The sequence below is a fragment of the Duncaniella dubosii genome (assembly GCF_004803915.1).
GTDB classification, from domain to species: domain Bacteria; phylum Bacteroidota; class Bacteroidia; order Bacteroidales; family Muribaculaceae; genus Duncaniella; species Duncaniella dubosii.
In genome coordinates, this window is the sequence record NZ_CP039396.1 from 2173373 (window position 1) to 2199773 (window position 26401).

Here is a 26401-nt window from a genome sequence, read left to right on the forward strand (position 1 = left end):
TTTCTGCAATATGCGATTATTCCTATTGGGCATAATGCTCGCTATTTCCACTGTGGTTCTGTCAGCGCAGACACGGCCTCTTATAGGCAAGGTGGTCGATGAGAACGACGAAGGGCTCATCGGGGCTACTGTAAAAGTAGAAGGAACAACACAGGCGACAGCTACCGATGTCGAGGGCCAGTACACAGTGGCTGTAAAGACCGGAAGCAAGGTGACACTTACTATTTCATATATCGGCTATAAGACTGTTGCTGTCGAGGTCGGCCCTGACCAGAACAATATAGTAACAAAAATGGAAGTGAATTCCAATGTGATGGATGAAGTGGTCATCATCGGCTACGGTACAGCCAAGAAACAATCGCTGACTTCTTCGGTTGAGACAATCTCGGGCGATGAGCTTATTCGCATTCCAGCCATGAATGTCGACCAGACTCTTGCCGGTCAGGTTGCCGGCCTTGGTGTGATGAGCACTACCGGCGACCCGTCGTCGGCCAAGGAAGCGACAATGAGCATACGCGGTAATACGGGAAACCCGCTTCTTGTGATTGATGGTGTCCCACGTCTTGGAACCAACACTTCGGACGGCGAGATGCGTCTAAGCGATCTTAACCCTGACGATATACAGAGCATTTCGATTCTCAAGGATGCCGCTGCTGCCGCTGTCTACGGTGCGCGTGCCGCCAATGGTGTCATTCTCGTCCAGACAAAGCGCGGACAGGATTCCGGACGTGCGCGTGTCAATTTCCGCGGTCAGTTCAACCTTCAGGAAGCCACCTATCTTCCCAAATTCCTCGACAGTTATAAATTTGCCGAGCTGTATAACCGTGCGGTAGAAAATTCAGGCAGTGACATCTATACTCCCTACGACCTCTCGCTCCTCGACTCCGACCCTAACGTATATGGCAACTCCAATATGCTTGACTATCTCAACAAGTGGGGCAACTCGCAGCGCTACTCACTTTCGGTGTCGGGCGGTTCCAAAAGTGTGCGCTATTTTATATCGGGCGGATACACACGCACCAAGGGGCTCTATTCAAATGTAAGCCGTGACCGCTACAACTATTCGGCCAAACTTGATGCCGATCTCATCAAGGGGCTTACTCTTTCGGTCGACCTTACGGGATCAGTGTCTGAAAACAAGAATTCAAGCTACACCACCATTGATGCGGCCTATAATTTCTCTCCGCTGCAGGTGCTGACTTTCACTGACGGACGCCTTGCCAGCATCGATGGGTCGAATCCGCTGATAAATGTCTATGGAAATGGCGGATATAACAAGGTCAATTCCGACTTCCACACGGTCAATGCTGTGCTACGTTATTCAATCCCTAAGGTCGACGGACTTCAGATCTATCTTAAAGGTACGGTCGACCTGAACCATCAGAATACAACCCAGTATTCCAAGCCGGTGGCGCTATATCTCTACGATCAGGAGACGGGGACGACATCCGTCGACCCGAATACGGTTTATCCGAAAGCAAAGATAAAGATGGAGGACCGTCACCAGACCATCAACAACAAGCTTGTCGAGGCTGGTATCAGCTATGACCATACATTCGGCGGGAAGCATTCGGTGACAGGTCTGGCCGTGGTCAACTATCAGGACTATCGCAACAAATATCTGACAGGACGCAACGATGATCTTCCCGGAGAGTTCCCCGAAGTCATCGGCAATACTTCAAGCGGCTTTCTTTCAGGCAATGAATACTACAGCGAGCGTGCTTCGCTCGTGGGCCGTGCCACTTACGGATTCGATTCTCGCTATTTCGCGGAATTCAGTTTCCGTGTCGACGGCTCGACCCGATTTGCGCCCGAAAACCGCTGGGGATTCTTCCCGACAGTATCTGCATCGTGGGTCGTCTCAAACGAACCGTTCTTCAAGAATATCTCACCTGCAGTGATGTCGTTTGCCAAAGTGCGCGGATCATACGGTATACTTGGCGACGACGGCAATGCGTCTGATTACGACTATCTGCGCAAATATATATTCGCAATGAACGGAGGTTATCCGATCGGAGGCATATTCGGCCCGGGTATCATAACTGAAGCCGGTTCATATCCCAATCCGGACCTTGAATGGGGCAAGTCGAAGGATTTCAATATCGGTCTTGACCTCGGTTTCTGGAACAACCGTTTTTCAATTACCGGCGAATATTTCGAGCGTCGCCGTTCGAACATGGTAATGGACGCGCCTGCATATCTTTTCCCTCCTTCTGTCGGAACAGGCGGTTCAGTGCCTAAGGTAAATATAGGTGAAGTGCTCTATCGCGGATGGGATATTTCGCTGAAACATCTCAATACAATCGGCGATTTCCGCTATAACGTGACTGTCAACGTGTCACGTGCCACCGACGAGGTTCTCGACTATGGCGATGAGTCGGCCTATCTGCCGAATCTCCGCCGCAAAGGCAAGAGCTATTCGTCGAAGGCCATGTATGAGGCCGCAGGTCTTTTCCAAAGCTATGAGGAAATAGCCGAATGGCCTGTCGATCAGGACGGTTTCGGCAATACAACACTTGCTCCCGGCGACATCAAGTATATTGATCAGGACGGCGACGGACTCCTGACGCGCAATGACCGCATCTATGTCAAGAACTCTTCACTTCCAGACCTTAATTTCGGTGTCGGCATCGGTGCTGAATGGAAAGGAATCTACATGAATGCACAGTTTCAGGGTGTGGCCGGTTATAATCAGCTGATCAGTGAGCTGTATACTCTTGAAAACCGTTCGCTCCAGCGCTTTCAGGACTATCATTACACCAACTCTTGGACTCCTGAGAATCCGCATGCCGAATATCCGCGTGTGAAATTCTCATCGTCATCTGACAACAACCGACTTGAAAGCACATTCTGGGTGAAAAAATGTAATTTCCTCCGTCTGAAGGCATTGACCCTCGGCTATCGTTTCCCGTCGAAAATGCTCAGCAAGGCTCATATATCGGCTCTTGACATCGCGCTTCAGGGCGGTAATCTGTTTACGGTATCTTCTCTCCACAACATGGATCCCGAGTCGCTCAGAGGCTATCCGCTTCAGCGCACTTATGGTCTGACAGTGAATTTCGGCTTCTGATTCTGTGGACGGAGTAATTCATGATAACAAATATCGACTATAATCAAAGGAAAACTCTCTGACTTATATGAAAATAACGAAATATATAATAGGTGCTCTCTTATTGCCTGTCACACTTGTCTCATGTGATGGCCTTTTCCGTGACGCTCCTAACGACAAGCTGTCAGAGGAAGTCATCTGGGAAAACGAACGGCTTCTTGACGAATATGTCCTTCCGTGGTACAGAAACATGGACAACGGTTTCCGCACTTATGTCACGACGCTTATGAAAGGTCTTGGCTACGAATACGAGCCGTGGTATGGCGATCAGCTTACAGTCGGACGCCGTGACTGGTATCAGGGCGACTACGGAAACATCCTTAAAAGCTCTCAGCAGGACATCACGACCCGTGGCCGTACGGAGTGGTTCAAATATTACACCCAGATTTCTTCTATAAATACTTTGCTTGAGAATGAAAGTCGTCTGCCTGAAAACATAAGGCAGAGGGTGCTTGGCGAGGCTCATTTCTTCCGTGCATACTACTATTACACACTGTTGCGTATGTATGGCGGAGTGCTTCTGATAAAAGAGCCCTACAATCCGCTTAAAAATCCGGTCAAATTCCCGCGAGCGTCCTATGAGGAGATGGTTCGTTTTATCGCTGATGAAGCCGAACTCGCCGCATCGCTTCTCGATGTCACCAACACGGCTGACAATGTGGGGCGTCCGACACGGGGAACAGCCCTTATGCTCAAAGGCAAGACTTTTTTTTGGGCCGCAGGTGAGCACTTTCAGAACTGTGAGAAGGATTACTTGGGATTTCTTAATGACCGCTCGGCCGAAATGCTTGACTCGGCAGCCTATAATTATGAGCGAGTGATGAAGTCAGGAGTCTACAAGCTTGTGGAGATTGCCGGTACGACCAGAGATGAGGTTGTCGCAGGCTACCGCAACATATTCCTTACAAAGAATTCGGAAGAGTCAATCTGGGAAGTGCAGCATGCCGACGACGGTAATTTCTCAAATGCTAACGGACATAAGCTTGACCGTGAGGCTTCCGCTCCGTCATTCGGTGCCACAACAGCTGCCTATAACCCCACGCAGAACCATGTGGACGAATATCGTATGGCCAACGGGCTTCCAATCACTGATCCCGCTTCAGGTTATGACAAGAATAATCCATACGAAGGACGTGATTACCGTTTCTATGCGAATGTGCTCTATGACGGTGCGGAATGGCGTGGCCACACAATGGATCTCCATTACACGACTGTCGACGGCAATGAAGTGGCGGGAGAGGATCTGACCCCTTACGGCACATCAACCACAGCTTCGGTGTCGCGCACGGGCTACTACATGGCCAAATTCCTTAACGAACGTCAGACAATTGATACGAACGACACTTATGCCAGCTCTCAGAACTGCATCATCTGGCGCTATGCCGAACTTCTTCTCGACATGGCTGAGATTGATTTCAAGAAAGGCAGGACTGTCGCTGCTCTCGACAAGGTAAATCAGATTCGCCGACGCGTGAAGATGCCTGAACTGCAGTCGGTGACATGGGATGACATTTTTAATGAGCGCCGTGTCGAGATGGCTTTTGAAAAGACTACCTATTGGGATCTGCTACGCTACAATATCGCAGAGGAAAGAATGACCGGCACGACAAATCCTCTTTTCGGTGTCAAGATTGTGGTCAAGGCCAACGGCACGCGCACGATAACCAATCCTGTGGTCAACGGACGCAACACCGTGGTGAGATATTTCCGTGCACGCCAGTATTACTGGCCTCTTGACTGGGACGATGTGCGTTATCACGAGATTGAGCAGAACCCTGAATGGGTCGAGATGTAACACACGCAATATTGTAAATAAAGAAAAAATAGATTATGGTTTGCGGGATTCGGGTTTTGAGAAGACACGCATCCCGCGGACCTTTAACAATTCATCATTATAAAAATTTTATCACATGAAGAAATTTTTACTCTCGATGGCGCTTTGCGCCGCATGCGTTACTGCAGCTTCGGCTCAGGAAACTTTCAACTATTTCGATGCGGCTGATGTCGATGCCAACGGCTGGCTCTGGTTTGACTCGCAGGCAAAGATCGACAAGTATGTGGGTTGGGGTAGCAAGTACAAAATACAGCTTCAGACCACTACATTTGAAGATAGCGAGGGGCAGTATGCCGAACCGACATGCGATCCCGAGGCAATAGGCTGGAATGAGGCCGGAGAACTTGGCGGCGAAGGCGCTAAGGTCGGTGCGATAATACTGCCCGGCGGATCATCGACCAATGGTTCTGATTCACCCAATGGAGGTGGTCTTCTCCTTCAGCTCCCAGACTGTGCCGAGTTTGATATTTTCCTGTCGACTGAAACCGCGCCCATCTGCGTCGGACTCCTCGGCGCCAAGGGTAATGTAGAGGCTATTGACTGTGCGACAATCGCTACATATATGAAGCTTGCATTCATCAACAGACCGCTTTCAACCAAAACCCAGTATCAGTGGGATAATATTCAGGATGTAAGCAACCAGAATACAAATCTTTCTCTTGCAAGCGCCACCGGAGAGAAGGTGACCGCCCTTTTGCGCAACAACATCAAGCGCAATCTCTATGTTCAAGGTATAAAGGTTCTCACTTATACAAATGAAAGTGAAGGCTCTGCGGGTATTTCTGACGTGATTGCTGACGGTGGTCTCAACCTGACATTCGACGGAGAGACTGTAAACGCATCTGCCGATGCCGCAATCGAAGTTTATGCGCTTTCAGGAGCGCGTGTCGCTATGGGCAACGGTTCTTCACTTGCCCTCGGCCATCTCGCCACAGGCGCATATGTTGTCAAGGCTACAGCCGACTGCGGAGTGGCTACCATCAAGATTATCCGCTAACAATCCCTTTAACAACATTGAGTCATGAGACAGTTACTTCTCTCGCTGTCGCTGCTCGTTGGACTACCCACGTTTGCCGTCCGCAAGATGGCGAACGTGGTTTGTTTTGTAAAGTTCGCTGATCAGGAAGACGCCGAGTGGCAGCATCCGCAGGATTATTATGAGGCGATGTTCAACGATAGCGGTGACAATGCCAATTCGGTACGTAATTATTTTACAGACATGAGCTATGGGGCGATGGAATGGAATTCCGTGCTTGTCCCGCTTGTCTATGTCGACAGTCATCCGCGCAGCTACTATTGCAAGCAGACATCGATTAATCCTGACGGCTATGACAACTATGCCGTCGCGTCGCTTCGGGAGCAGACGATGCTTGATGCTTTGTGCAAGTATGTCGAGTCGTCCATCCCTGAAGATGCGGAAATTGACTGCAACGGTGACGGCAAGATTGATAATTTTACTGTTATCATCAACGGCAATTCCGAAATTTCATCGAATTATAACCTGTGGCCATCAAATCAGAAGTGCCTTTGGACCACTCCTGTCATCCACGGCAAGAAAGTGGATTGTTATCTGAAAGTATTCGACAAGGCCAACGGATATAAGGCACTTGAGCCTCAGGAACTCAATACAGGTGTGTTATGTCACGAGATGATGCACACTCTGAATGCTTTTGACCTATACAGCAACGGCAAGCTTGAGCCTGTCGGTGTCTGGGATCTGATGAGCGACAATCAGAAAGTCCCGCAGGGGCTCAGCGCGTACATTCGTCAGACATACGGCCGCTTTTACGGTAACTGGATTCCGAGTGTCAGGGAAATCAGCGAGTCGGGGCGCTATTTGCTCAGACCGCTCGATTCGGATAGCCCGGAGGATGTCGCGTTTAAGATTGTCCCGGATCTATCGAAGGATGAGTATTTCATGGTTGAATACCGCGACAAGTCGTCGCGCTGGGACAAATCGCTGCCTTATGCCGGAATGCTTGTCTATAGGATTGACCCCACGAGGGAAGGCAATCTAAATGCAAGCAAGTTTGAGATGTATGTGTTCCGTCCCGGCGGATCGGTTGATCAGGCCGGTGTAATCGCCAAAGCTCCGTTAGGCGAGGCGACCAAACGCACGTCGTTTGGTGCGGAAGGAGATGCGGACTATCCTTTTTATACTGATGGCACGCGTGCGCCGTTTTCAATCACAGATGTAGTGACCGTTGACGGTGGGATTGAATTCACGCTTAATCTTGACAGAAGCGGTATTTCTGACATAGCCGCCGACAGGATTCTCCCTGCCTACGACCGCATGTCGTCCGTCCTTTCAGCGCCTGATGCACGGCGCATCGACGTTTTTAATACGGCTGGAATCTGCGTTGTCAGTGTCAGTGAAATGTCCGTGAGTCTTGAGAGTCTGCCGACAGGATTGTATTTTGCCCGGGCAGCATATTCAGAAGGCAGGACTGCAACCATAAAGCTTTTGAAATAGCCGGGATATTTTTCCGTGCACTGATCTAAATATATAAAAATGCCTGTGGCTTCAATTCGGCCACAGGCATTTTTGTAATATGAAATATGTCCGGATTAATGGATTTCGATGTGGAGAGGTGCGGCCACGGTCCATTTCACAGGAATCGATACTGTGGATGTGGACGGATCATATTTCCACGCTTTCTTGGAAAGGGTTTTGCCGTCGATGGTTATTTCGGATGGCTTTACATCTATAAGGTGAATCTTGAAAGTCAGTTTCTTCATGTCGGGTGCGCCGTGATATGTACCCTTGGCGGTGACATCAATGTTTATGCCTTCGACTGATGCGTCGCCTCGGAAGGTGATGATCGAGTAAGTGTTGTCGGCAAGCGAGGCGGTCGATGTGCGGTCGTCCTCAAACATCTGGTATTCCGATTCTCCGAGATAGGGGTAGTAGGTGACGGTATAGGTATCCGTGCGGTAGTCGCCGGTCGATTCCATTTTGTAGTCGGCCTGAGGAATGAACGCTCCGGCGCGGACGAATAGGGGAAGCACGTCGAGCGGGGCAGGGTAGGTGATGGTGTCACCTCCGTTGTAGAATTTCGACGGCTTACTGTAGTCGACCCAGAGGCCGTCGGGGAAAATCACCTGACGCTCTGTTGCGCCCTGTTTCATGACGGGAGCTACAAGGATGTCGCGTCCCCAGAGGTATTCGTCGGTCACGTCGTCATATTTCCCGCTTCCGGCAGAGTAAAAGTTGAGCGGACGCACGAGCGGCTGACCCTGCGAGGCGTTTTCATAGGCGAGTGTATAGTTGTATGGAAGCCAGCGGTAACGCTCACGTATGAGAGGGAGGATGATGTCTTGCTGCGCGGGATATTTGTAGGGTTCGGCTGTCGACTGGGCATGGGTGCGGAGCACGGGTGAGAAAAGACCGAGCTGTAGCCAGCGCACGTAGAGTTCAGGGTCGTAAGGATTGTTTTCGTCGATGGCAAATCCGCCGACATCGTGGCTCATGTAGCCAAGACCGCTAAGACCTGAATTGAGCATGATCGTGACCTGTGGCTGCAGGCCGCCCCATGAACGGGACACGTCGGTCGACCACGGGAAGACGCTGTAGCGCTGGAGGCCGGTTGTCCCGCCGCGCATCATGGTCATGAGGCGTGTGTCGGGGAAGTCTTTTTTGAACATATCGTAGATAACCTGACTCCAGTCATTGCCGTAGAGGTTGTGATATTCACGTGTGGAGAGCCCATTAGCGTGTATGCCGGTCTCGGGATGCACTTCGGGTTCGCCGAGGTCGCCCCACCATCCGCCTACGCCTTCAAGTGTCAGCTGCCTGTAGCGGTCGGAGAGCCAGCGGCGAGTCTCGGGATTGGCCATGTCGAACATGCCTCCTTCGCCTACCCAGATGGTCACTTCCTGCGGATTGCCGGTGGAGTCTTTTAGCAGAAGCCCTTTAGCTGCAAGCTCGTTGTAGTTGGCGAGTCCGTTGGAGTTGCGGAGTATGTAGGGCTGCGAGATAATGACGGTGTTGACGCCTTCTTTTTTCAGGTCGGCAAGCATCTTTTTGTGGTCAGGCCACTGGACGGGATCCCATGCGAGACGACCCATGTCCTGCTCCTTACCATACCAGTAAAGGTCGAGGACTATACCGTCGACCGGATAGCCGGCGCGTTTGAGTGTGTCGACCACCCCGACGGTTTCATCCTGTGTGCGGTAGCCGTATTTGGATGTGATGTAGCCGAGTGACCAGAATGGCGGGAGATCCTGACGGCCTGTCAGCGATGAGAGCTGGCGGGTGGCATCGGCAAGTGTCCCCGCGCCGTTGATGAAGTAGTAGGAAATCGGCGAGCGTGATTCAGATGTGTAGACAATCGGGTTTGACATCACCATCTCAGCTGCCGCAAAATCGTCGAACACGACCGAATATCCGTTTGACGAGATGAAAAGGGGCATTGTGATGTTCATCTGTCGGATGCGCGGATCGCCTGCTGTGTAGCCGTAGTTCTGGCGGTTGTACATCACGAGTGTGTCGCCTGCGAGATTGAAACTGTGGCCGCGCTCGCCGGCACCGTAGAATGAGCCTCCGCCCATTGTTGAGAGCGAAAGGCTCTGGCGGCCCCCTGCCGATGTGCGCAGACCGTTATCGCTGACGGCCTTGTTCCTGCCGGCGCTGATGTCGACTGCTCCGCTAATGCTGTCGACGCGCACCACGATGCCGCCACGTGTCGTGAGCAGGGCTATGCCGGGGGCAGTGGTTATGTCAGTGCCTTCGGCTCTGCCGGTGATGAGAGATGCTGTCGAGGCCGGGATGGTCTCGCCGGGAGCGAGGTTTGTCACTTTGATGATGTTATCGCTTACGGCATCAACAACTACCGAGCGCCCCGACGGAGTGGTGATGTCGATGCTGCCACGTGTGTTTCCGGCTGATGCCTCCGTGACAGCGAAATGCGCGGAAACCATGAACGCCAATGCGCCCATGACCCTTGCAGACCATATAAATTTCATAGTTTAAGGAGTTGATTTACTGATAAAAATTACGCTCTACAAATTTAAGCAAAATTATCGGATTATAGTGGTTTCAAGTTGTAAAAAGACATGAAAACTGCTGGTAGACGCGGTGTGAACGTGGTGTCCGGGTGCTGTTTCTGAATCGGAAGGTGCGTTGCGGAATTTTTTATCGTTCTGTCCCTGTCGCGTTAGACTGCCGGCGGGTCGATGAGGACGGGAAGAACGGTTCGACATGGATATTTGTGATGATGTCAGTTCCGAATACGTTGCGGAGCGATTTTTCGACCTCGGTGGCTATGCGGTGGCCTTCGGCTACATTGATGTCAGGGGCGACTTTGATATGTGAGTCGATGATGACGGAGTGACCGTTTCGGCGGGTGCGCAGACGGTGGTAGGTCATGACCCCGGGGACTGAGGCGATGGTCTCGGCTGCCTTCCTGACCTGATCGGGCGGGAGAGAGCGTTCGAGAAGTTCGTTGACTGAAGGGAGTGCGATCTGTATTGCCGACACGGCTATGAAGACCGCGATTATGATTGAGGCCACGGGGTCGAGGATTCGCCACTGTGAGCCGAGAAAATAGGCTGCGGAAACGCCGATGAGCGTGGCTATGGATGAGATGGCATCGCTGCGGTGGTGCCATGCGTTGGCTATGAGAGAGCTTGAATTGATGCGTTTTCCGGCATGGATGGTGTAGCGGTAGAGGTATTCTTTCGAGCCGATGGAGGCCAAGGCCACTATGATGGTGAATATGTCGGGCCGCGGGAGCGTCGCGCCTCGCATCGACGACATGATGCTGCCGGCTCCGGCTATTCCTATGCCGGCTGCGACTCCGAGGAGCACGACCGCGATTAGGAGCGATGCAAATGTCTCGAACTTGCCGTGGCCGTAGGGATGGCTGCTGTCGGCGCTTTTGTAGGCTATTCCGACGAAGACGAGCACAATTGCGTCGGTGGCGAAGTCACTGAGTGAGTGTACTCCGTCGGCGACGAGGGCATCACTGTGGCCGATGATGCCGAAAATGATTTTCAGCACCATCAGCACAGCGTTTACCCAGAATCCGACGAGAGTGACGCGGCGGATCGTGTGGAGATATGCTTTAGTTTTGTCCGTAGTAAGCTCCGGGGCCATGTTTGCGGCTGTAATGCTTTTCGATGAGGAGCGGGTTCATGGTGAGTCCGGGGTTGACACCATAGGCGATATAGGCCATTTTGGCCACCTGTTCGAGCACGACGGCATTGTGGACGGCTTCGGCCGGAGTCTTGCCCCAAGCAAACGGTCCGTGGTTTTTGACGAGGACGGCGGGTGTGTCCATCGGGTTCAAGCCTTCGAAGCGCTTGATGATCACGTTGCCGGTCTCAAGCTCGTAGTCGCCCATGACTTCTTCCATAGTCATGTCGGCGGTGCAGGGGATGGCGTGATGGAAATAGTCGGCGTGGGTAGTGCCGATGTTGGGGAGGTCGATGCCTGCCTGTGACCATGCGGTCGCATAGGTGGAATGTGTGTGGACGATTCCGCCGATTTCAGGGAAGGCGCGATAGAGCGCAAGATGGGTCGGGGTGTCGGACGAGGGGCGGAGTCTGCCTTCGACCACGTTGCCGTCGAGGTCGACCACCACCATGTCTTCGGCCTTCATTTCATCGTAGTCAACACCGCTGGGTTTGATTACAACGAGTTTTGTCTCCGGATCTATGCCGGAGACATTGCCCCATGTGTAGATGACAAGACCGTGTTTCACGAGGTCAAGATTGGCCCGGAATACTTTTTCTTTTAATTCTTCAAGCATGTCGGTTAAAAAATTGATGGTTATGATTATCCTTCGGATTGTAAAAGTAAGAATAATCGTGATAACATGCAAATAGAAATTCACAACAGGCCGCTGCCGAGAGGTAGAGGGATGAAGTAGAGTACAATGAACAGTATGAGCATGACGGCGATAAGAGTCACGACGCTCCACAGTGTGAGCGAACGAGGGATTTCGCCCAATATCTGCCTGACTTTTTCAGAGCGAATGTCGATGTCGGTCGTTAACCGTGGAGATTTGTCTTTATGGGAGGTCATGTCAGTTTCCGAGTTCGAGCTGATTTTTAACGAGATTGTAATAAGTCCCTCCTAAAGCTATGAGGGATTCGTGAGTGCCTGTTTCGACAATTCGACCGGAGTCAACTACGATTATATGGTCGGCATTGCGGACAGTCGAAAGTCGATGTGCCACGACCACCACAGTGCGTCCGCGATAAAAATCGTCAAGATTGCTGACGGTTTCACGCTCGTTTTTCGCGTCAAGAGAATTGGTGGCTTCGTCAAGGAATATGAATTTCGGGTCGCGGTAGACGGCGCGGGCTATAAGTATTCTCTGTGTCTGTCCTTTGCTGAGTCCTACGCCGTCGCGTCCGATACGGGTGTCGTAGCGAAGAGGCAGACTCATTATATAGTCGTCAATGCAGGCTATGCGGGCGGCGTGGTGCATACGGTCAGTATCGATTTCGTTGTCATCGACGGCTATGTTTCTGGCGATTGACTCGGAAAAAATCACACCGTCCTGCATGACCACTCCGCATTGCCGTCGCCACCATTTTAGATTGTAGTCTGCTATATCAAATCCTGCTATTGATATTTTCCCTGCCGACACCGGATAGTAGCCAAGCATGAGTTTTATCAGGGTTGTTTTTCCGCTTCCGGATGCACCGACAATTGCTGTGACCTTCCCGGCAGGGATGTCAAAGGATATATCATTCAGGACATTGTTGAGTGCGTGAGGGTCATATTTGAATGATACGTTTCGAAGACTGATGGACAATAGGCTGTCTGTTGGAAAAGATTTTGCACTCTCTGTGGCGTTCTCCTCGTTGTGCCCCTCGTGAATTTCATTGATTCGTTCGAGGGATATTTTGACATCCTGTAGTGAATAGATGAAATTCATAAGCTGTTGCACCGGTGAGTTGAGCTGTCCGATGATATATTGCACGGCAAGCATTGCGCCGAGTGTCATCTGTCCGTTGATTACTGCCGTTGCAGCAAATACGGTTATGAGTATGTTTTTGATTTCATTAATGAAAATACTACCAGCTTCCTGTGTCTGCTGTAGTTTGAGTGATTTCATCTGCACCGTAAACAGGTCGGCTTGCGTGTCTTCCCACTCCCATCGGCGACGGCGTTCACAGTCCTGAAGTTTTATTTCCTGCATCGAAGTGATGAACTGGTATGTCTTGTTCTGGTTGATTGCCTGTTGCTCAAACAGTTCATAGTCGATGATTTTCCGTCTTTTCAGGAAAGTCGATATCCAGATTCCATAGATTATGCTTCCGATGGAGAATATAATGAAAATCAGCTTGTCGTAGATGAATAGAACTATTCCGAACACCGCGAAACTCAGAAACGTGAACACGACACTCAGAACCTGTCCTGTGAGGAAGGACTGGACACGTGAATGGTCAGACATCCGTTGCATCAGGTCGCCAATCAGTTTTGTGTCGAAAAACGACATCGGGAGTTTCAAAAGTTTTATGAAGAAGTCGCTTAGGAGCGAGATGTTGATGCGCATGGATATGTGGAGCAGCAGCCATCGGCGTATGAAGTCGGTGGCCGTCCGCCCGATGACAATCATAAGCTCACCGAGCAGGATGAGCCATATGAGATTTATGTTGCTGTCACGGATGCCACGGTCAACTATTGCCTGTGTGAGAAACGGCAATATTAGCTGCATGACGCATCCGAGCAGAAGCCCGAATATAATGAGTCCGAAATGTCGGCTGTATTGTCTCAGATAGCCGGATAAAAATCGGAATGATCGGCGCTCTCCGTCGCTGTCGGGATTGATTTTGCCGAAGTGGTCGTTTGGTTCGAGCAGCATGATTATACCCTTTGGGTCACTATGGTCATCTGTCGGCCCTGTCCATCCTTTTTTGAATTCTTCCGTAGAATACACAAGAAGTCCCTTTGCAGGGTCGGCAACATGAAATTTCTTACCGTCGCATTTGTGTAACACTACGAAATGGTTCTGATTCCAATGGATTATGGCGGGTAAAGTTAAATGTTTAAGGTCTTCGATTTCAGCTCGAACACAACGAGCCTTGAACCCTAATTTTTCTACAATATTATATATTGCTAATAAAGAGACTCCATGAGCGTTTGTGATACAATAATCGTTAAGGACAGCAATAGACAGTCTATTGCCATAATACTCTGATATCATGGCAATAGATGCTATGCCGCATTGCATTGCGTCGTGTTGTTTTATGAACGGGAAACTGACGGACATCGGTCAGTGGGATTGGTCCGGATGGCTATTTGGTGTCGACTGTCTCCTCATAGTCCTGTGTACCAACAGCGATATTTGTCTTGACCTGTTTGCCTCCACGGAAGAACCACCTGAGGTTCACCCCGACGACATATTCCGGATTAGTGTAGTGGAGAGTGACAGTCGTCCCGTTTGTCCGGCGGTCAAGTTTACGTCGTTTTGAGACCGGGGTGAAATTCACACCAACTTCAAGGTCATTGTTAAGGAAAAGTTTGGAGATATTGCCCTGAACTTTGTAGACAGTGTGATATGTGCGGTCAAGACTGTGGTAAGTCGGTTCTAAGTCGGCGTTGAGAGATGCGTTCCATCCTTTTTTGAAGGAGAATGAGTTGTTGAGTATGTATATGTGACGGAATCTGGTCTTGTCGTAGTGGACATTTCCGATGGTTACATCCTCAGGGTTGAGCGAGAAGCGTGTGATGAATTTGAGTCGCCACGGTTTGAGCGGTTTTACGTTTAGTTCAGCGCGCAGTGCCCACGACTGTTCGCCGTCGTAGTTCACGGGTTTGGTATAGAAGACATTTTCGTTGTTGGCATCGGCGAAAGTTTCCCATGTAATAGCGTTGTTGTCGTAGAAATACGATGCGTTGAGGTTGAGAAGATTGTTGAAAAGGTTGACTCCGGCCATGACAAAATGCTCTGTTGTCGCTTTGAGGTCGGGATTTCCGACGCTGTAGTTATAGGCATCTTCCCATCTCACTAATGATGATATGGCGCTGTAAGGTATTTTGTCGAGAATGTGTTTGTAGCTTATTGAAAATGAGTGTTTGTTGCCTGCTCCGAATGGATACATCACCTGAACGGTCGGATTGATTGCCCACTGAGTGTTTTTTGTCCTCTCGCTGCCGTCGAGAGGCTCATATTCGATTTTGTTGAGCATCCAGTTAAGTCCGGCGCTGTAGCGCAGCTGGCCGAATGCGCCGCGCAAAGAGGCAAATGCCATTGGCGAGAGGCCTTTTGTGTTGGTTGAGATGTCAGATGTGTCGAAACGGTCAGAGGTCAGGTATTCGTCGGGACGATAGTGGATTGAGATAATCTTGGCAGACACACCGCCGTTGAACGCCATTGTCCGGTTGATCGGGAGATCGACATAGGCGTAGGTTTCCCACATGTTGGTTGTGTTTTTGTAGTGAAACACACTTGATTCGGCCGGCTGTGTGAGAAAAAGTTGGTTGGCTCGGCCGATGTGGCTGAAATAGTCGCCCATGACAGTCAGTGTAAGCCCTTTGTCGTTGAGCTGTGAATTGAATTTCAGCGTGCCTTCCTGAGAGGTGATGGAATATCGTTGGTTGATACTATTGTTGGCCTCGTCGGCTTTTGTGAGTGAATTACTTCGCAGATGTTGGGAAGCCACATAGTAGCTTGCTGCGAGATATGTCCGTTTATTGAAATCGTAGGTCAGACTGAGACGGTTGTGGGGGGTTGCATTGTGGCTGTTGGTCATCTCGTTCATGTGGGTTGTTTCTGACTGAGAGGTGATTGTCTGATCCTGCCACTCTTTGAAGCGTGTCCAGCTTGCCGAAGCGTAGTCATAGAAGCTGACTTTGCCATAGCGTCCGTTGATTACTCCGTAAAGCGATTCCTTTGACATGCCGATACGGCGGATGGCTTGTGCGTTTCCTCCAAGCGAGCCTGTGAAACCTCCTTCCGGTGGCCGGCGAAGGGTAATCCAGATTGAACCTCCAACCTGAGAGGTGTTCTGGTTAGCTCCGCTGAGATATCTCACCTCGACTTTGTCAATCATGTTGGCCGGTATGTTGTCAAGCTCTGAATAATTGTTGATTTTGAGGCCGTCAACATAGATTTCGCTGACGCCAAATCCGTTTATTTTTAAAGTCTTTGATTCATAGGAGATTGATGGCAGGAGTTTGAGTGCGTCGATAGCCGGTTTTCCTTTGGTGATGTCTGATCCATTGAGATTGACCACATAGCCGTCGGCCTTCTGTATGGTACGAGAGGCGATTACAGTCACCTCGCTCAGCTGTTCAGAGTTTTTTTGAGAGTATGAAGTAGCTGTAAAAAAACAGATACTTAAGAATACAATTAGAATTCGTGACATGCTTTGGTTTGGATTAGTGTGGGTGAGCAATGTTTTTAATATCTTAGATTCATTTGCATATTAATTGGATGCAAAAGGCTGTAGTATTTAATTGGGGGTGGAGGGGATGGCTTGTAATTTATATATGTGATTTCTAAGTCACAAATTTAGGGAGTTTTATGCTTTTCATCAAGTTGAAATGGTGAAATAAATTAGGAGTGTGTGATGTTGCAAGTTGTACTAAATAAGCTTGTTATAATATGTTTGGTTTGAAAAATTTAGGACTCCAAGGTCGATTTCCTGTATAATATGTTGGTTATTAGTAGCTTAAATTCATATTAATGGTTCATTAAAGGTTTATAGCAATGAAATGTGTTGAAAAATAGCATTTTACTGGAATATATCAAGGTAAATATCCCTGTTTTCTCCTTCGAACGTTGTGAATTTTCGTTTGATTCGTTTGCGTCGGTCGTAGGTTGTAGTGATGCGTTCGTCATGGAGAAGGAATGCAATTGATTGGGTTGAAAAACCGAGACAAGTGTAAAGAATGAATAGGCGGTCGGTTTTAATTAATTTGGGAAAATCGACACTGAGTTTTGTCATTATGCCATTGAATTGTAGATTGGCTATATCTTCAAGCTTCTTTATTTTCGCGTCATCATCAGTGAATCCGTTGATAAATGAATTAACTAAATTTACTATTTTCTTACGAGTTGCAGGCGTATCGTTTTCATATAGTCCCTGACATAGATTATTGATTTCGTCAAATCGGTCCCTGATAAGATTGGTTATGATTGTGTTAGCTCTGTTTTCGTTTTCTTCAACTGTTATTTTTAGATTTTTTGTGGTTGTTTGCAGTTGTTCTTCTGATTCACGAAGTTTGTCAATTGTGATGTATAAATTATCGGATACACGGATATACCTGTCGATGGCTGCTTGTTGATTCCTATGATGGCGTATTGCAAAATAGATTATGGTAGCCATCAAAAAGCATACAATTAGAATCGTAAAAATCGAGATAGTCTTTACATATTTAAGTCTTTCTTGAATTATAGAATGTTTATATGAATTATAGTCAATCAGAGCTCCCGATATGTTGCGTTTGCATGAGGAGTATAAAGCTCTATCGGCATCTTTATACATGGCTGTCATCATATCAAAGGCTTTTTGGGTGGAGTCGAGAGCACTATATACTTCATATCCAAGCCAATGATTTATACCCTTTTTTATGTCAGGGATGGATGTGAGTATATCATAAGCCTTGACAGTATCGCCTAAATTGATGCAGGCTAATCCAAAATATGCAGAATCAGATGGATTTGCCTCTGCAGATTCACATACCTTTTGGTAGATATCAAGAGATTTATCATACTCTTTGTTTGAGAAAAGTGAAAGCCCGAGCAGACGGTATGTAGGAATCAACCAAAACTTATCGCCAGTTTTTGCGATAGTGTCAAGAAGTTGGCGGGATAGCCTGACGCTCTTCTCATAATCATGGTTATTATGATAGGCGCTTGCAAGGAAAAACAATCCATCGTCGGTAAATGGCCGTCTGCCGGCAAGGAGGAAATTTTCATAGGCTATTTTAGCAAATTCGAGCTCTTCGGAGAAACAGTAGTTGCTGTGGTATATCTGCGATATGCCACGTGCGGCCATTGCGATATAGAATTTGTCGTCCAGCTCACGGGCGAGGTCGAGAGCTTCGAAATGGGCGGTCAGAGCCGGGGCGTATGATTTCAGCTCGAGACGGACGTCGCCGAGATAGTAGTGAGCGAGCATGCGGTGGCGCGTGTCGGAAGTGCCGTCAAAATACTCGGCCGTCTGTCTGATAATGGAGTCTGATGGAATGGGAATATAGTTTTTGCTTTGTGCCTGAGTGATGAGCAGGGAGTGGAGCGCACGGGAGTGTTCCGAGCGCAGGTCGGAAGGTCTGATTGATTGTAGGATTACGAGGGCTGAGTCGGGAGCATTGTCCATAATTTCCTCAGCTTCGGCAAGGCGTCGGTCGGCCATTCCGCCACACGCGGCGACAACTATTGCAAGAATAAAGGTTGTGATTAAGGTCTGTAGTCTTGACATTTTGCACTGATTGATTGTAAAATCCAACATCAAAGTTAAATGATTTTAACGATAAAAGCAAATGTCCTGAGCAAAAACAGCTGACTGTTTGTTTCTTATTGAAACACTCAAATCGGAAAAAATGGAAGAACTGAGAATCAAGCGGGCCTACGAGCCTGCAGAGCCTGATGACGGCTACAGGGTCTATGTCGACCGTCTATGGCCGAGAGGATTGTCGCACACGACGTTTCACTACGACCTGTGGGACAAGAATATAGCGCCATCGACGCAGCTGCGCGAGTGGTTTCACTCCGACCCCGGAGGGAGATGGGACGAGTTTGTGAAGCGCTATGCCTCGGAACTGCGCGCCAACCCTGCATTCGCAAGCCTGAAAACCGTGCTTGCGGGTCATCCGAAAGTGACGCTGCTATATTCCTCGCATGATTCCGTCCACAACAATGCAGCGGTGCTGAGGGAGGTGATCGAGGGGGGCTTATTGTAGATTTGTTTGAAAAGAGCCGTGGCGGCGGCGCGATTGCAACAGGCCGGACTGCCACTTATAAACCCAAAACTGACTGAAACTTCCATAGATTGAACTTTAGATGAAAAACATGGCCGGATTATGCGGATTTTTTGTAATTTTGCGAGGTAAACGGCATCGAAAATGCCACAACCTTAAAAAATTCACTCATCAATCAGGACATGGAATATCATGAAATAGGCAAAACCGGCATGAAGGTGTCGGCTCTCAGCTTCGGAGCATCGTCGCTCGGAGCGGTTTTCCACGACATCAACGAGCCCCGTGCCATCGAAGCGGTGCATACGGCTGTCGACGGTGGTATGAACTTTATCGACGTGTCGCCCTATTACGGGCACTACAAGGCAGAGACCGTTCTCGGCAAAGCCCTCCGCGAAATTCCGCGCGACAAATATTATCTCTCCACCAAGGTAGGCCGTTATGGTAAAGACGGAGTCAATACATGGGACTATTCAGGCCGTCGCGCGACTGAAAGCGTCTATGAAAGCATGGAGCGCCTCGGCATCGACCATATCGATCTAATCAACGTGCACGACATTGAGTTTGCCGACCTCAATCAAGTGGTCGGCGAGACCCTTCCGGCGCTCGTCGAACTGCGCGACAAAGGGGTGGTCGGCCATGTCGGCATCACTGACCTCCAGCCCGAAAACATCAAGTGGGTGCTCGACCACACTCCCGAAGGGATGGTGGAGACCATCATGAATTTCTGCCACTACTCGCTCAACGATGACATGATTCTTGACTATCTCGACTATTTCGAGGAGAAGGGTGTCGGGGTCATCAGCGCCTCGCCGCTGTCGATGGGGCTGCTGTCGCAGCGCGGAGTGCCTGCGTGGCATCCGGCTCCGAAGCCGCTTGTCGAGGCATGCCGCAAGGCTGCCGAACACTGCGCCTCGAAGGGCTATCCCATCGAGAAGCTTGCCGTGCAGTATGCGGTGAGCAATCCGCGCATCGCCACTACGCTCTTCTCGTCGGCCAATCCCGACAATGTACGCCGCAATCTCGAATTTGTCGAAGAGCCGATGGACGAGACTCTCGTCAGGGAAGTGCGCGAGATAATAGGCGACCAGATGAGAGTGCGCTGGAAAAATTCATAAATCCGAGCCGTTTTTTTACATCTTTGGACTATCATGGAACATTTCATAATTGACGCACATTCGCATCTGTGGCTGCGTCAGGACACGGTGGTCAACGGCCGCCGCATCAGTCCGCTCCCCAACGGGCGCGCCGATTTCATGGGCGAGGAGCGCCAGATGCTCCCGCCGTTCATGATCGACGGACGCAACACTGCCGAGGTCTTTCTCTCTAACATGGACTATGCACAGGTGGCCGCGGCAGTGGTCGTGCAGGAGTTTATCGACGGAGAGCAGAATGAATATCTCGCCGAAGTGGCGCGTAAATATCCCGACCGTTTCTTTGTCAACGGCATGTGTGAGTTTCGCGAACCGGGATTTCTTCCGCAGGCCGTCGGGCTGATGGATGCCGGCTTCCGTGGACTTGCCATCCCGGCTCATCGTCTTCCGCTGGAGGACGGGAAGCGCGTGTGGCTCAACTCGCCCGAGATGATGGAGCTTTTCAAGGAGATGGAGCGCCGTGGAGTGATTCTCTCTATCACACTCGCCGACGGCGACATGCAGGTGGCCGAGATGAAAGAGGTCATCGAGGAGTGTCCCGGCCTGAAAGTGGCCATCGGTCATTTCGGCATGGTCACCACCGAAGGCTGGATGGAGCAGATAAAGCTCGCCAAGGCTAAAAACGTGATGGTGGAAGCCGGAGGCATCACATGGCTTTTCAACTCGGAGTTCTATCCCTTCCCCTCGGCAGTCAGAGCCATCAAGGAGGCTGCCGCCGAGGTTGGCATGGACAAGCTGATGTGGGGCTCGGACTATCCCCGCACCATCACAGCCATTACCTACCGCATGTCATACGACTTCATCACCAAGTCCAAGGAGCTGACCGACGAAGAGAAGCATCTGTTCCTCGGCGACAATGCCATGCGTTTCTATGGCTTCAGAAATCTCCCCGTGCTTCCGTATGTCAAAAACATGTCGGAATGACGCGCTTTGTCAGAAAATACAGAAGATAAATTCAAAAAAATAACGAAAATGCAGTCTGTAAAAATTGTAGCTCCCGGTCGCGTGGTTGTCGAGGAGCAGCCGATACCGGCCGTAGGGCCGGACGACGTATTGGTCAAGATTCATTATGTAGGGTTCTGCGGTTCGGACCTCAACACATTCCGTGGCAAGAACCCGATGGCCATTGATCAGGTGATTCCGGGTCATGAAATCGGCGGCACGGTCGAGGAAGTAGGCGCGAATGTCCCCGCAGGCCTCTTTGAAAAGGGCATGAGTGTGACAGTCAACCCCTACACTGCCTGTGGCAAGTGTTCTTCATGCCGTCGCGGCCGCCCCAATGCCTGCCGTCACAACGAGACTCTCGGTGTGCAGCGCCACGGAGCTATGTCCGACTATATCGCTGTGCCTTGGTCGAAAATCATTCCCGCTCAGGGTCTGACTCCGCGCGAATGTGCGCTTGTCGAGCCGATGAGCGTCGGTTTCCATGCCGTTGACCGCGGACAGGTGACCGACATCGACACCGTGGCCGTAATCGGTTGCGGCATGATTGGTCTCGGAGCTATCGTCCGCGCTTCGCTTCGCGGTGCTACGGTCATCGCCATTGACCTTGACGACGAGAAGCTTGCTCTTGCCCGTGAGCTGGGTGCGACCTATTCGATCAACTCGGCTACGATGAACCTTGCCGACGAGCTTAACCGCCTGACCGACGGCAACGGTCCTGACGTGGTGATCGAGGCCGTAGGCTCGCCGTTCACCTACGTTGCTGCTGTCGAAAACGTTGCCTTCTGTGGCCGTGTGGTCTGCATAGGCTATGCCAAGGACGATGTATCGTTCCATACCAAGCTCTTTGTCCAGAAGGAGCTCGACATCCGTGGTTCGCGCAACGCTATGCCAAACGATTTCGCCGCCGTGATCCGTTATTTCCTTGCCGGAGGCCGTGACAATGCCGAGAAACTTATCTCCGCAACCGTTACTCCCGCTGAAGCCGGCGAAGCTCTCGAAAAGTGGAGCGCCAACCCCGGCAAAGTCTTCCGTATCCTCGTGAAGTTCTGATATTATTATAGAAAAAAACTTAAGACAGGTTTCCGAAGCAATCATCTGTTCATATTTGGATGTTATTGGTTCGGAAACTGTTTTTTTTAGACAATAGTTTATGGCAAAGAACTCAAAATTGCGCAAAGCTTCTAAAAATATACTCGTGCCTACAGTCAGATGGCGCGAGGTTCATCCGATGGGTGTCGTATGCCGTTCGGATGCTTACTATGCCAAGATGGCCGGCCGTATGGCAGGCATGATTCGTGACATGATAGGTAATGCCGTTGAGGCGACCGAGGATGACATCGTGGATGTCGCTGTTGAACTTGCTGCATATCTGGAAGATAAGATAAATGGTATAAACCTGTGGAATGCGTTTATAGCGCTTTATAGGGAGAAATTCGGCCGGGTCTATCCTTTCTATGATGTCAGAGAGGATGAACTGCTTGACGATGAACCGAATCTGCCTGATGTACGCTTCATCCTGTGGCGCGCTTTCGACAGGATTTCTTCCGCTTCGCTGCTCAACCCTCTGACCCAACCAATTTCAACCTTGGCCGGTATTATCCATGATTTCCTTATGGATGAGTTTGAGTCTGCTCCTGAATCGCCGGAATTTGTCGAAGCCATCTATACAGCGGATAAATACGATGATGTGATCTATCTGCGGTCGATGTGTTCATGGCTTGCTGCAAGGTCTTATCTGACAGCGGTCTATGATATGGAATATTGTTTCGAAAAGATTTTCGATATTTATAAATCCATCGTCGGTGATAATATTAATGAAATGATGTTGGCTTATGGAATCGAGGCGTATTTCGCGTTTAATGCCGAGATTGGACCGTTGGCTCTGACTGCGCCGGCCTGGCTTGGCAAGATGATGGAGCTGTCAGGCAATGAAGCTGTCAGGAAGCTTGCACCCGGCATAAGCGCTATCCGTACAAAGACTATGCTTCCGTATGATATCAAGGCTGTAGGGCAAGACGGTTTTAAGGTTGAATCGCTTGCGGGAGATATTATGGAAATGACATTTGACCCACTGCCTGAAAATGTATGGAGCGATGTGCGTGTAGGCCATCAGATTATTACTACATTGTTTGAATATAATGGCAAGTGGAAAGTCAATGGCATGTCGTCAATCACCCCTAAGAAAATGGATTTCAGTCCAGCCAAGGCGGATTATGCCAAAAGGCTGGATTCACAGAAGAACTCTTATGACTGGAATATCAGTAAAAATAATGGAAGCCGTATAGGTGTGGCTGCCGACATGAAGGAGCTTAAAGCCCGTTTCGGTCTGGACAAGGTCAAGAATCCAAAGATAGACGAGTCGGTATCGGATGATTTGGACAATGCAAAAGAGATTCTCTATTTTATAAATGACGACGGTTCGATGAGTATTTTGCCTGATTGTGCCCCCTGCGTCGCCATCCCTGATAATCCTTATTATAATGTCAGTGAGGCTACAGCCAGAGGTGCCATGATATTGTGTGGTCATGAATCGAGCAAAGAAATGCGCCAATATATAATGGATAACGGACTTATGCCCGATGCACGGCTTGCATCTCCGTCGATTCCAGACTCCGAGGCTAAGACGTGGTTTGCAGAAAATGTGCCGTTTCTTGTGGCCTTGACCCATAGCGATGATGTCGAGGTCAACATGCCTTGAAAATATAGATAAGTTTTAAAGATTCATCCCCGCAGGGTGGCTTCCGATGTCTCACCTGTGGGGATGAGTTTTTTTGTCGTATTGTTTCGGTTTTTCGGAATTAATCATTACATTTGCGACAGGCATCGGCCGAGGCGGTTGCCTGATTTGTTTTTTTTACATCCAAGTGATTTATATTCTGCCTCAGCTTTGGCTGTGAATGCGTGCAATAATAAAAATGATTCTTGTTGTAGCTTAAGTAACTTATTTCTAACTAAACCACATTCATCATGAAATTAAACCGATTATTACAACGTTTGTGTTGCAGTGCTTTGGGTTTGTCTGCTTTGATGGCATTATCCGCTTCAGTATCTGCCTATGATTTTTCATCAAAAGACCGTAATGGGATAGAGATTTTCTATAATATCAACCCCGACGGCAAAACAGTCACTGTGACTTATGGTGGTGAAAAGTATAATGCTTCAAATATTGAGATTCCACAAGAGGTCAGTAACGGTACAGATAGGTATACAGTAACAGCAATTGGTAACAGAGCATTTGAAAATGCGTCGATTGTAAGTGTTTCATTACCTGATGCTATTACTGAAATTCAGACATATGCTTTTAGCCAAAGTAAAATATCAAACATTAACTATCCAGAAAACCTTAAATATATACGAGAATCTGCATTTTATCGTACAAATATCTCGAACGGAATTTTCCCAAAGAAATTAGAAGTTATTGAATCAGATGCGTTCTCTGCAACCCAAATTGACAGTTTATATCTGCCTAAAAGCCTAATCGCGTTAGGTGAACATGCTTTTAATGGATGTCAAAATATACGGACGGTCAAAATTCCCGGTAGTATCAAGACTGTAAGCAAAGATGTTTTTAGTAATTGCGTAAATTTGTATAAAGTCACAATCGAAGAAGGCGTTGAAAGTCTTGGTGTAAGACCTTATGACGGCTCTGTTTTTTCTCAATGTCCTATAACAGAGATTAGCTATCCCACGACGTTAACGTATATAGGACCTGCGACTTTTATAGGAAATAAGTTGAAGGAAATAGTATTGCCGAATACAATTAAAGAATTAGGAGAAAGTTGCTTTTCATCTTCATTAGAACTGGAATCAATTCATTTCTCAAGCGGAATGGAGGAGATACCTAATTTTGTATGCTCTAATTCACCAAAACTCGTAAAAGTAAACATACCGGAAGGTATTAGAAAAATAGGAATGTTACCGTTCGAAAATGCAACTCTACTCTCTCATATCACTCTTCCTGAAAGTGTGACTGAATTATCGGTAGCATCGTTAGCAAAAACTGGTATTGTGAACTTTACTTTTCCAAAAAAATTGAAATATGTTGGAGCTCAGATGTTCGAGAATTGTGAGAATCTTACAGAGATAACAATACCCTCAACTATTGATACTATAAAAAATAGTGCTTTTGTTTTCTGTACTAATCTCAGAAAAGTTACATTGCCCGAAACACTCAAGGTTATGGAAGATAATATATTCTATAATTGTAAAAGTCTTAAGGATATTAATATTCCGTCCGGGATTGGGATTCTTCCAAGCTCCACTTTTTCAGGATGTAGCGGGATGACAAAAGTAGCTATACCTGAAGGTATTACAGAAATAGGCAGGTACGCTTTTATGTCTTGTTCAAAAATAACGGATATTGAACTTCCTAAAAGCCTGCAAACCATCCGTTCTAGAGTTTTCGAAGGTTGTGATGCTCTTCGTAAGCTCTCCATATATCACAATGTATCTGTAATTGAGCAACACGCTTTTGATGGCTGTCTGGGTATCGAGGAAATCCACTTGTATCGAGCCGTGTTGCCGGAAACTCCTATTCCACAAGGCTGGTTGGTAGACAGACCAGTCATCCCGGAAGGAAATTCATGCACGCTATATGTGCCTAAAGGAAGTGGCGAGACGTATAAGGCTTCTCCTTATTGGAACACCTTTAAAGAAATCATAGAGGTTGACATGCCGGAAAATCTGAACTATCAGATTTCATTCCCATATTATACGTATGGAGGAAGTCTGACAGTCAATGGTGAAACGGCTAAAAATGTAATGGAATTCGCCATAGGTTCAGATATTACTATCTCTGTTGTTCCGCAAGATGGCTATCATCTCAAATCACTAATGCTTAACGGCAAAGACGTGCTCTCTGAAATGACCGATAGAAGCTATATTATCGAAAAGCTTGATGCAAACTATGTGGTTGATGCAAAGTTTGCTGAAAATCCTGTGAAACTATCGCTTTTCATGGCTGTTGGCGGATCGGTTGATGTTGAAATCGAGAAAAGAGCCACATTCTCATGTGCTATTACACCTGAGGACGGCTGGAAAGTCAACACCGTTACATTCAATGGCCGTGATGTCACCTCGGACCTTACAGACGACAACCGCTATACCACGCCGTCGCTCATCGGCGATTCGGAACTCCGTGTGACTTTTGAAAACGTCAATTCGGCTGTCGAGAATATCGGAGTCAATGCCACTTCTACCAAAGTATATGTTGACAGGAGCGGATTGGTTACAATCGAAGGAATCGAAAGCGGAACTGTGGTCAGTGCCTATGCGGTCAACGGCCAGTTGGTTGAGCGAATCACTTCGTCAGGCGACATAGCCACACTACAGCTTTATCAGCACGGAATCTATCTGATACAGACCCCGGTCAAGACATATAAAATCCACTATTGATAGAAATACAGTCATGCCTCCTTGAACCGAGGCTGTATAGTATGAAAAATACCCCTGCCGCTCATTGCTGTGGCAGGGGTAAATTA

17 protein-coding genes are annotated in these 26401 nt (G+C 48.7%); 10 read left to right on the forward strand and 7 right to left on the reverse strand.

Features of this window, described 5'->3' with window-relative positions; translation table 11 throughout:
* The first annotated feature begins 10 nt into the window (after positions 1 to 10).
* From E7747_RS09515 to E7747_RS09530, 4 genes are all read left to right on the forward strand, one after another.
* The gene (locus E7747_RS09515; RefSeq protein ID WP_136415607.1) at positions 11 to 3070 is read left to right on the forward strand and encodes a SusC/RagA family TonB-linked outer membrane protein; all 3060 of its coding nucleotides are present in this window, start codon (positions 11 to 13) and stop codon (positions 3068 to 3070) included.
* A 67-nt stretch (positions 3071 to 3137) separates the two neighbouring features.
* Positions 3138 to 4904: a RagB/SusD family nutrient uptake outer membrane protein gene (locus tag E7747_RS09520; RefSeq protein ID WP_136415609.1), complete on the forward strand. Its 1767-nt coding sequence runs from the start codon at positions 3138 to 3140 to the stop codon at positions 4902 to 4904.
* A 115-nt stretch (positions 4905 to 5019) separates the two neighbouring features.
* Complete coding sequence (locus tag E7747_RS09525; RefSeq protein WP_136415611.1) at positions 5020 to 5940, forward strand: T9SS type A sorting domain-containing protein; 921 nt, start codon at positions 5020 to 5022, stop codon at positions 5938 to 5940.
* A 24-nt stretch (positions 5941 to 5964) separates the two neighbouring features.
* Positions 5965 to 7416, forward strand: coding sequence for a M6 family metalloprotease domain-containing protein (locus E7747_RS09530; RefSeq protein ID WP_136415613.1), 1452 nt, complete (start codon positions 5965 to 5967; stop codon positions 7414 to 7416).
* Between the two features lie 95 nt (positions 7417 to 7511).
* Here E7747_RS09530 and E7747_RS09535 read toward each other — a convergent pair whose 3' ends face one another.
* The 7 genes from E7747_RS09535 to E7747_RS09565 form a co-directional block, all read right to left on the reverse strand.
* Positions 7512 to 9908, reverse strand: a complete 2397-nt coding sequence (locus E7747_RS09535) for a TIM-barrel domain-containing protein (protein ID WP_136415615.1) — start codon at positions 9906 to 9908, stop codon at positions 7512 to 7514.
* A gap of 169 nt (positions 9909 to 10077) precedes the next feature.
* Positions 10078 to 11040: a cation diffusion facilitator family transporter gene (locus E7747_RS09540; protein WP_136415617.1), complete on the reverse strand. Its 963-nt coding sequence runs from the start codon at positions 11038 to 11040 to the stop codon at positions 10078 to 10080.
* Positions 11009 to 11695 (reverse strand): L-ribulose-5-phosphate 4-epimerase, encoded by a 687-nt coding sequence (locus tag E7747_RS09545; RefSeq protein ID WP_123614285.1) that lies wholly within the window; start codon positions 11693 to 11695, stop codon positions 11009 to 11011. The genes E7747_RS09540 and E7747_RS09545 overlap by 32 nt, the downstream gene beginning before the upstream one ends.
* A gap of 80 nt (positions 11696 to 11775) precedes the next feature.
* The gene (locus E7747_RS09550; RefSeq protein ID WP_123614286.1) at positions 11776 to 11970 is read right to left on the reverse strand and encodes a hypothetical protein; all 195 of its coding nucleotides are present in this window, start codon (positions 11968 to 11970) and stop codon (positions 11776 to 11778) included.
* A 1-nt stretch (position 11971) separates the two neighbouring features.
* Positions 11972 to 14170: a peptidase domain-containing ABC transporter gene (locus tag E7747_RS09555; RefSeq protein ID WP_136415619.1), complete on the reverse strand. Its 2199-nt coding sequence runs from the start codon at positions 14168 to 14170 to the stop codon at positions 11972 to 11974.
* A gap of 25 nt (positions 14171 to 14195) precedes the next feature.
* On the reverse strand, positions 14196 to 16268 hold the full coding sequence (locus E7747_RS09560; RefSeq protein WP_136415621.1) for an outer membrane beta-barrel protein: 2073 nt from the start codon (positions 16266 to 16268) through the stop codon (positions 14196 to 14198).
* 369 nt (positions 16269 to 16637) lie between these two features.
* Complete coding sequence (locus E7747_RS09565) at positions 16638 to 18326, reverse strand: tetratricopeptide repeat protein (RefSeq protein ID WP_168185301.1); 1689 nt, start codon at positions 18324 to 18326, stop codon at positions 16638 to 16640.
* A 121-nt stretch (positions 18327 to 18447) separates the two neighbouring features.
* Between E7747_RS09565 and E7747_RS09570 the strand changes: the two genes are divergently transcribed.
* The 6 genes from E7747_RS09570 (at position 18448) to E7747_RS09595 (ending at position 26315) form a co-directional block, all read left to right on the forward strand.
* Positions 18448 to 18807 carry a DUF488 domain-containing protein gene (locus E7747_RS09570; protein WP_136415625.1) on the forward strand — a complete coding sequence of 120 codons (360 nt, stop codon included), beginning with the start codon at positions 18448 to 18450 and terminating at the stop codon, positions 18805 to 18807.
* Positions 18808 to 19007: 200 nt separating this feature from the next.
* Positions 19008 to 19940: an aldo/keto reductase gene (locus E7747_RS09575; protein WP_123614295.1), complete on the forward strand. Its 933-nt coding sequence runs from the start codon at positions 19008 to 19010 to the stop codon at positions 19938 to 19940.
* 33 nt (positions 19941 to 19973) lie between these two features.
* Entirely contained in the window at positions 19974 to 20900 is a 927-nt protein-coding gene (locus tag E7747_RS09580) for an amidohydrolase family protein (RefSeq protein ID WP_136415627.1), read from the forward strand.
* Between the two features lie 48 nt (positions 20901 to 20948).
* A complete protein-coding gene (locus E7747_RS09585) occupies positions 20949 to 21971 on the forward strand; it encodes a zinc-binding alcohol dehydrogenase family protein (RefSeq protein ID WP_123614297.1) in 1023 nt (340 codons plus the stop codon).
* A gap of 100 nt (positions 21972 to 22071) precedes the next feature.
* Positions 22072 to 23619 carry a DUF3843 family protein gene (locus tag E7747_RS09590; protein WP_136415629.1) on the forward strand — a complete coding sequence of 516 codons (1548 nt, stop codon included), beginning with the start codon at positions 22072 to 22074 and terminating at the stop codon, positions 23617 to 23619.
* A 269-nt stretch (positions 23620 to 23888) separates the two neighbouring features.
* Positions 23889 to 26315 carry a leucine-rich repeat domain-containing protein gene (locus E7747_RS09595; protein WP_136415631.1) on the forward strand — a complete coding sequence of 809 codons (2427 nt, stop codon included), beginning with the start codon at positions 23889 to 23891 and terminating at the stop codon, positions 26313 to 26315.
* The last annotated feature ends 86 nt before the right edge of the window (positions 26316 to 26401 follow it).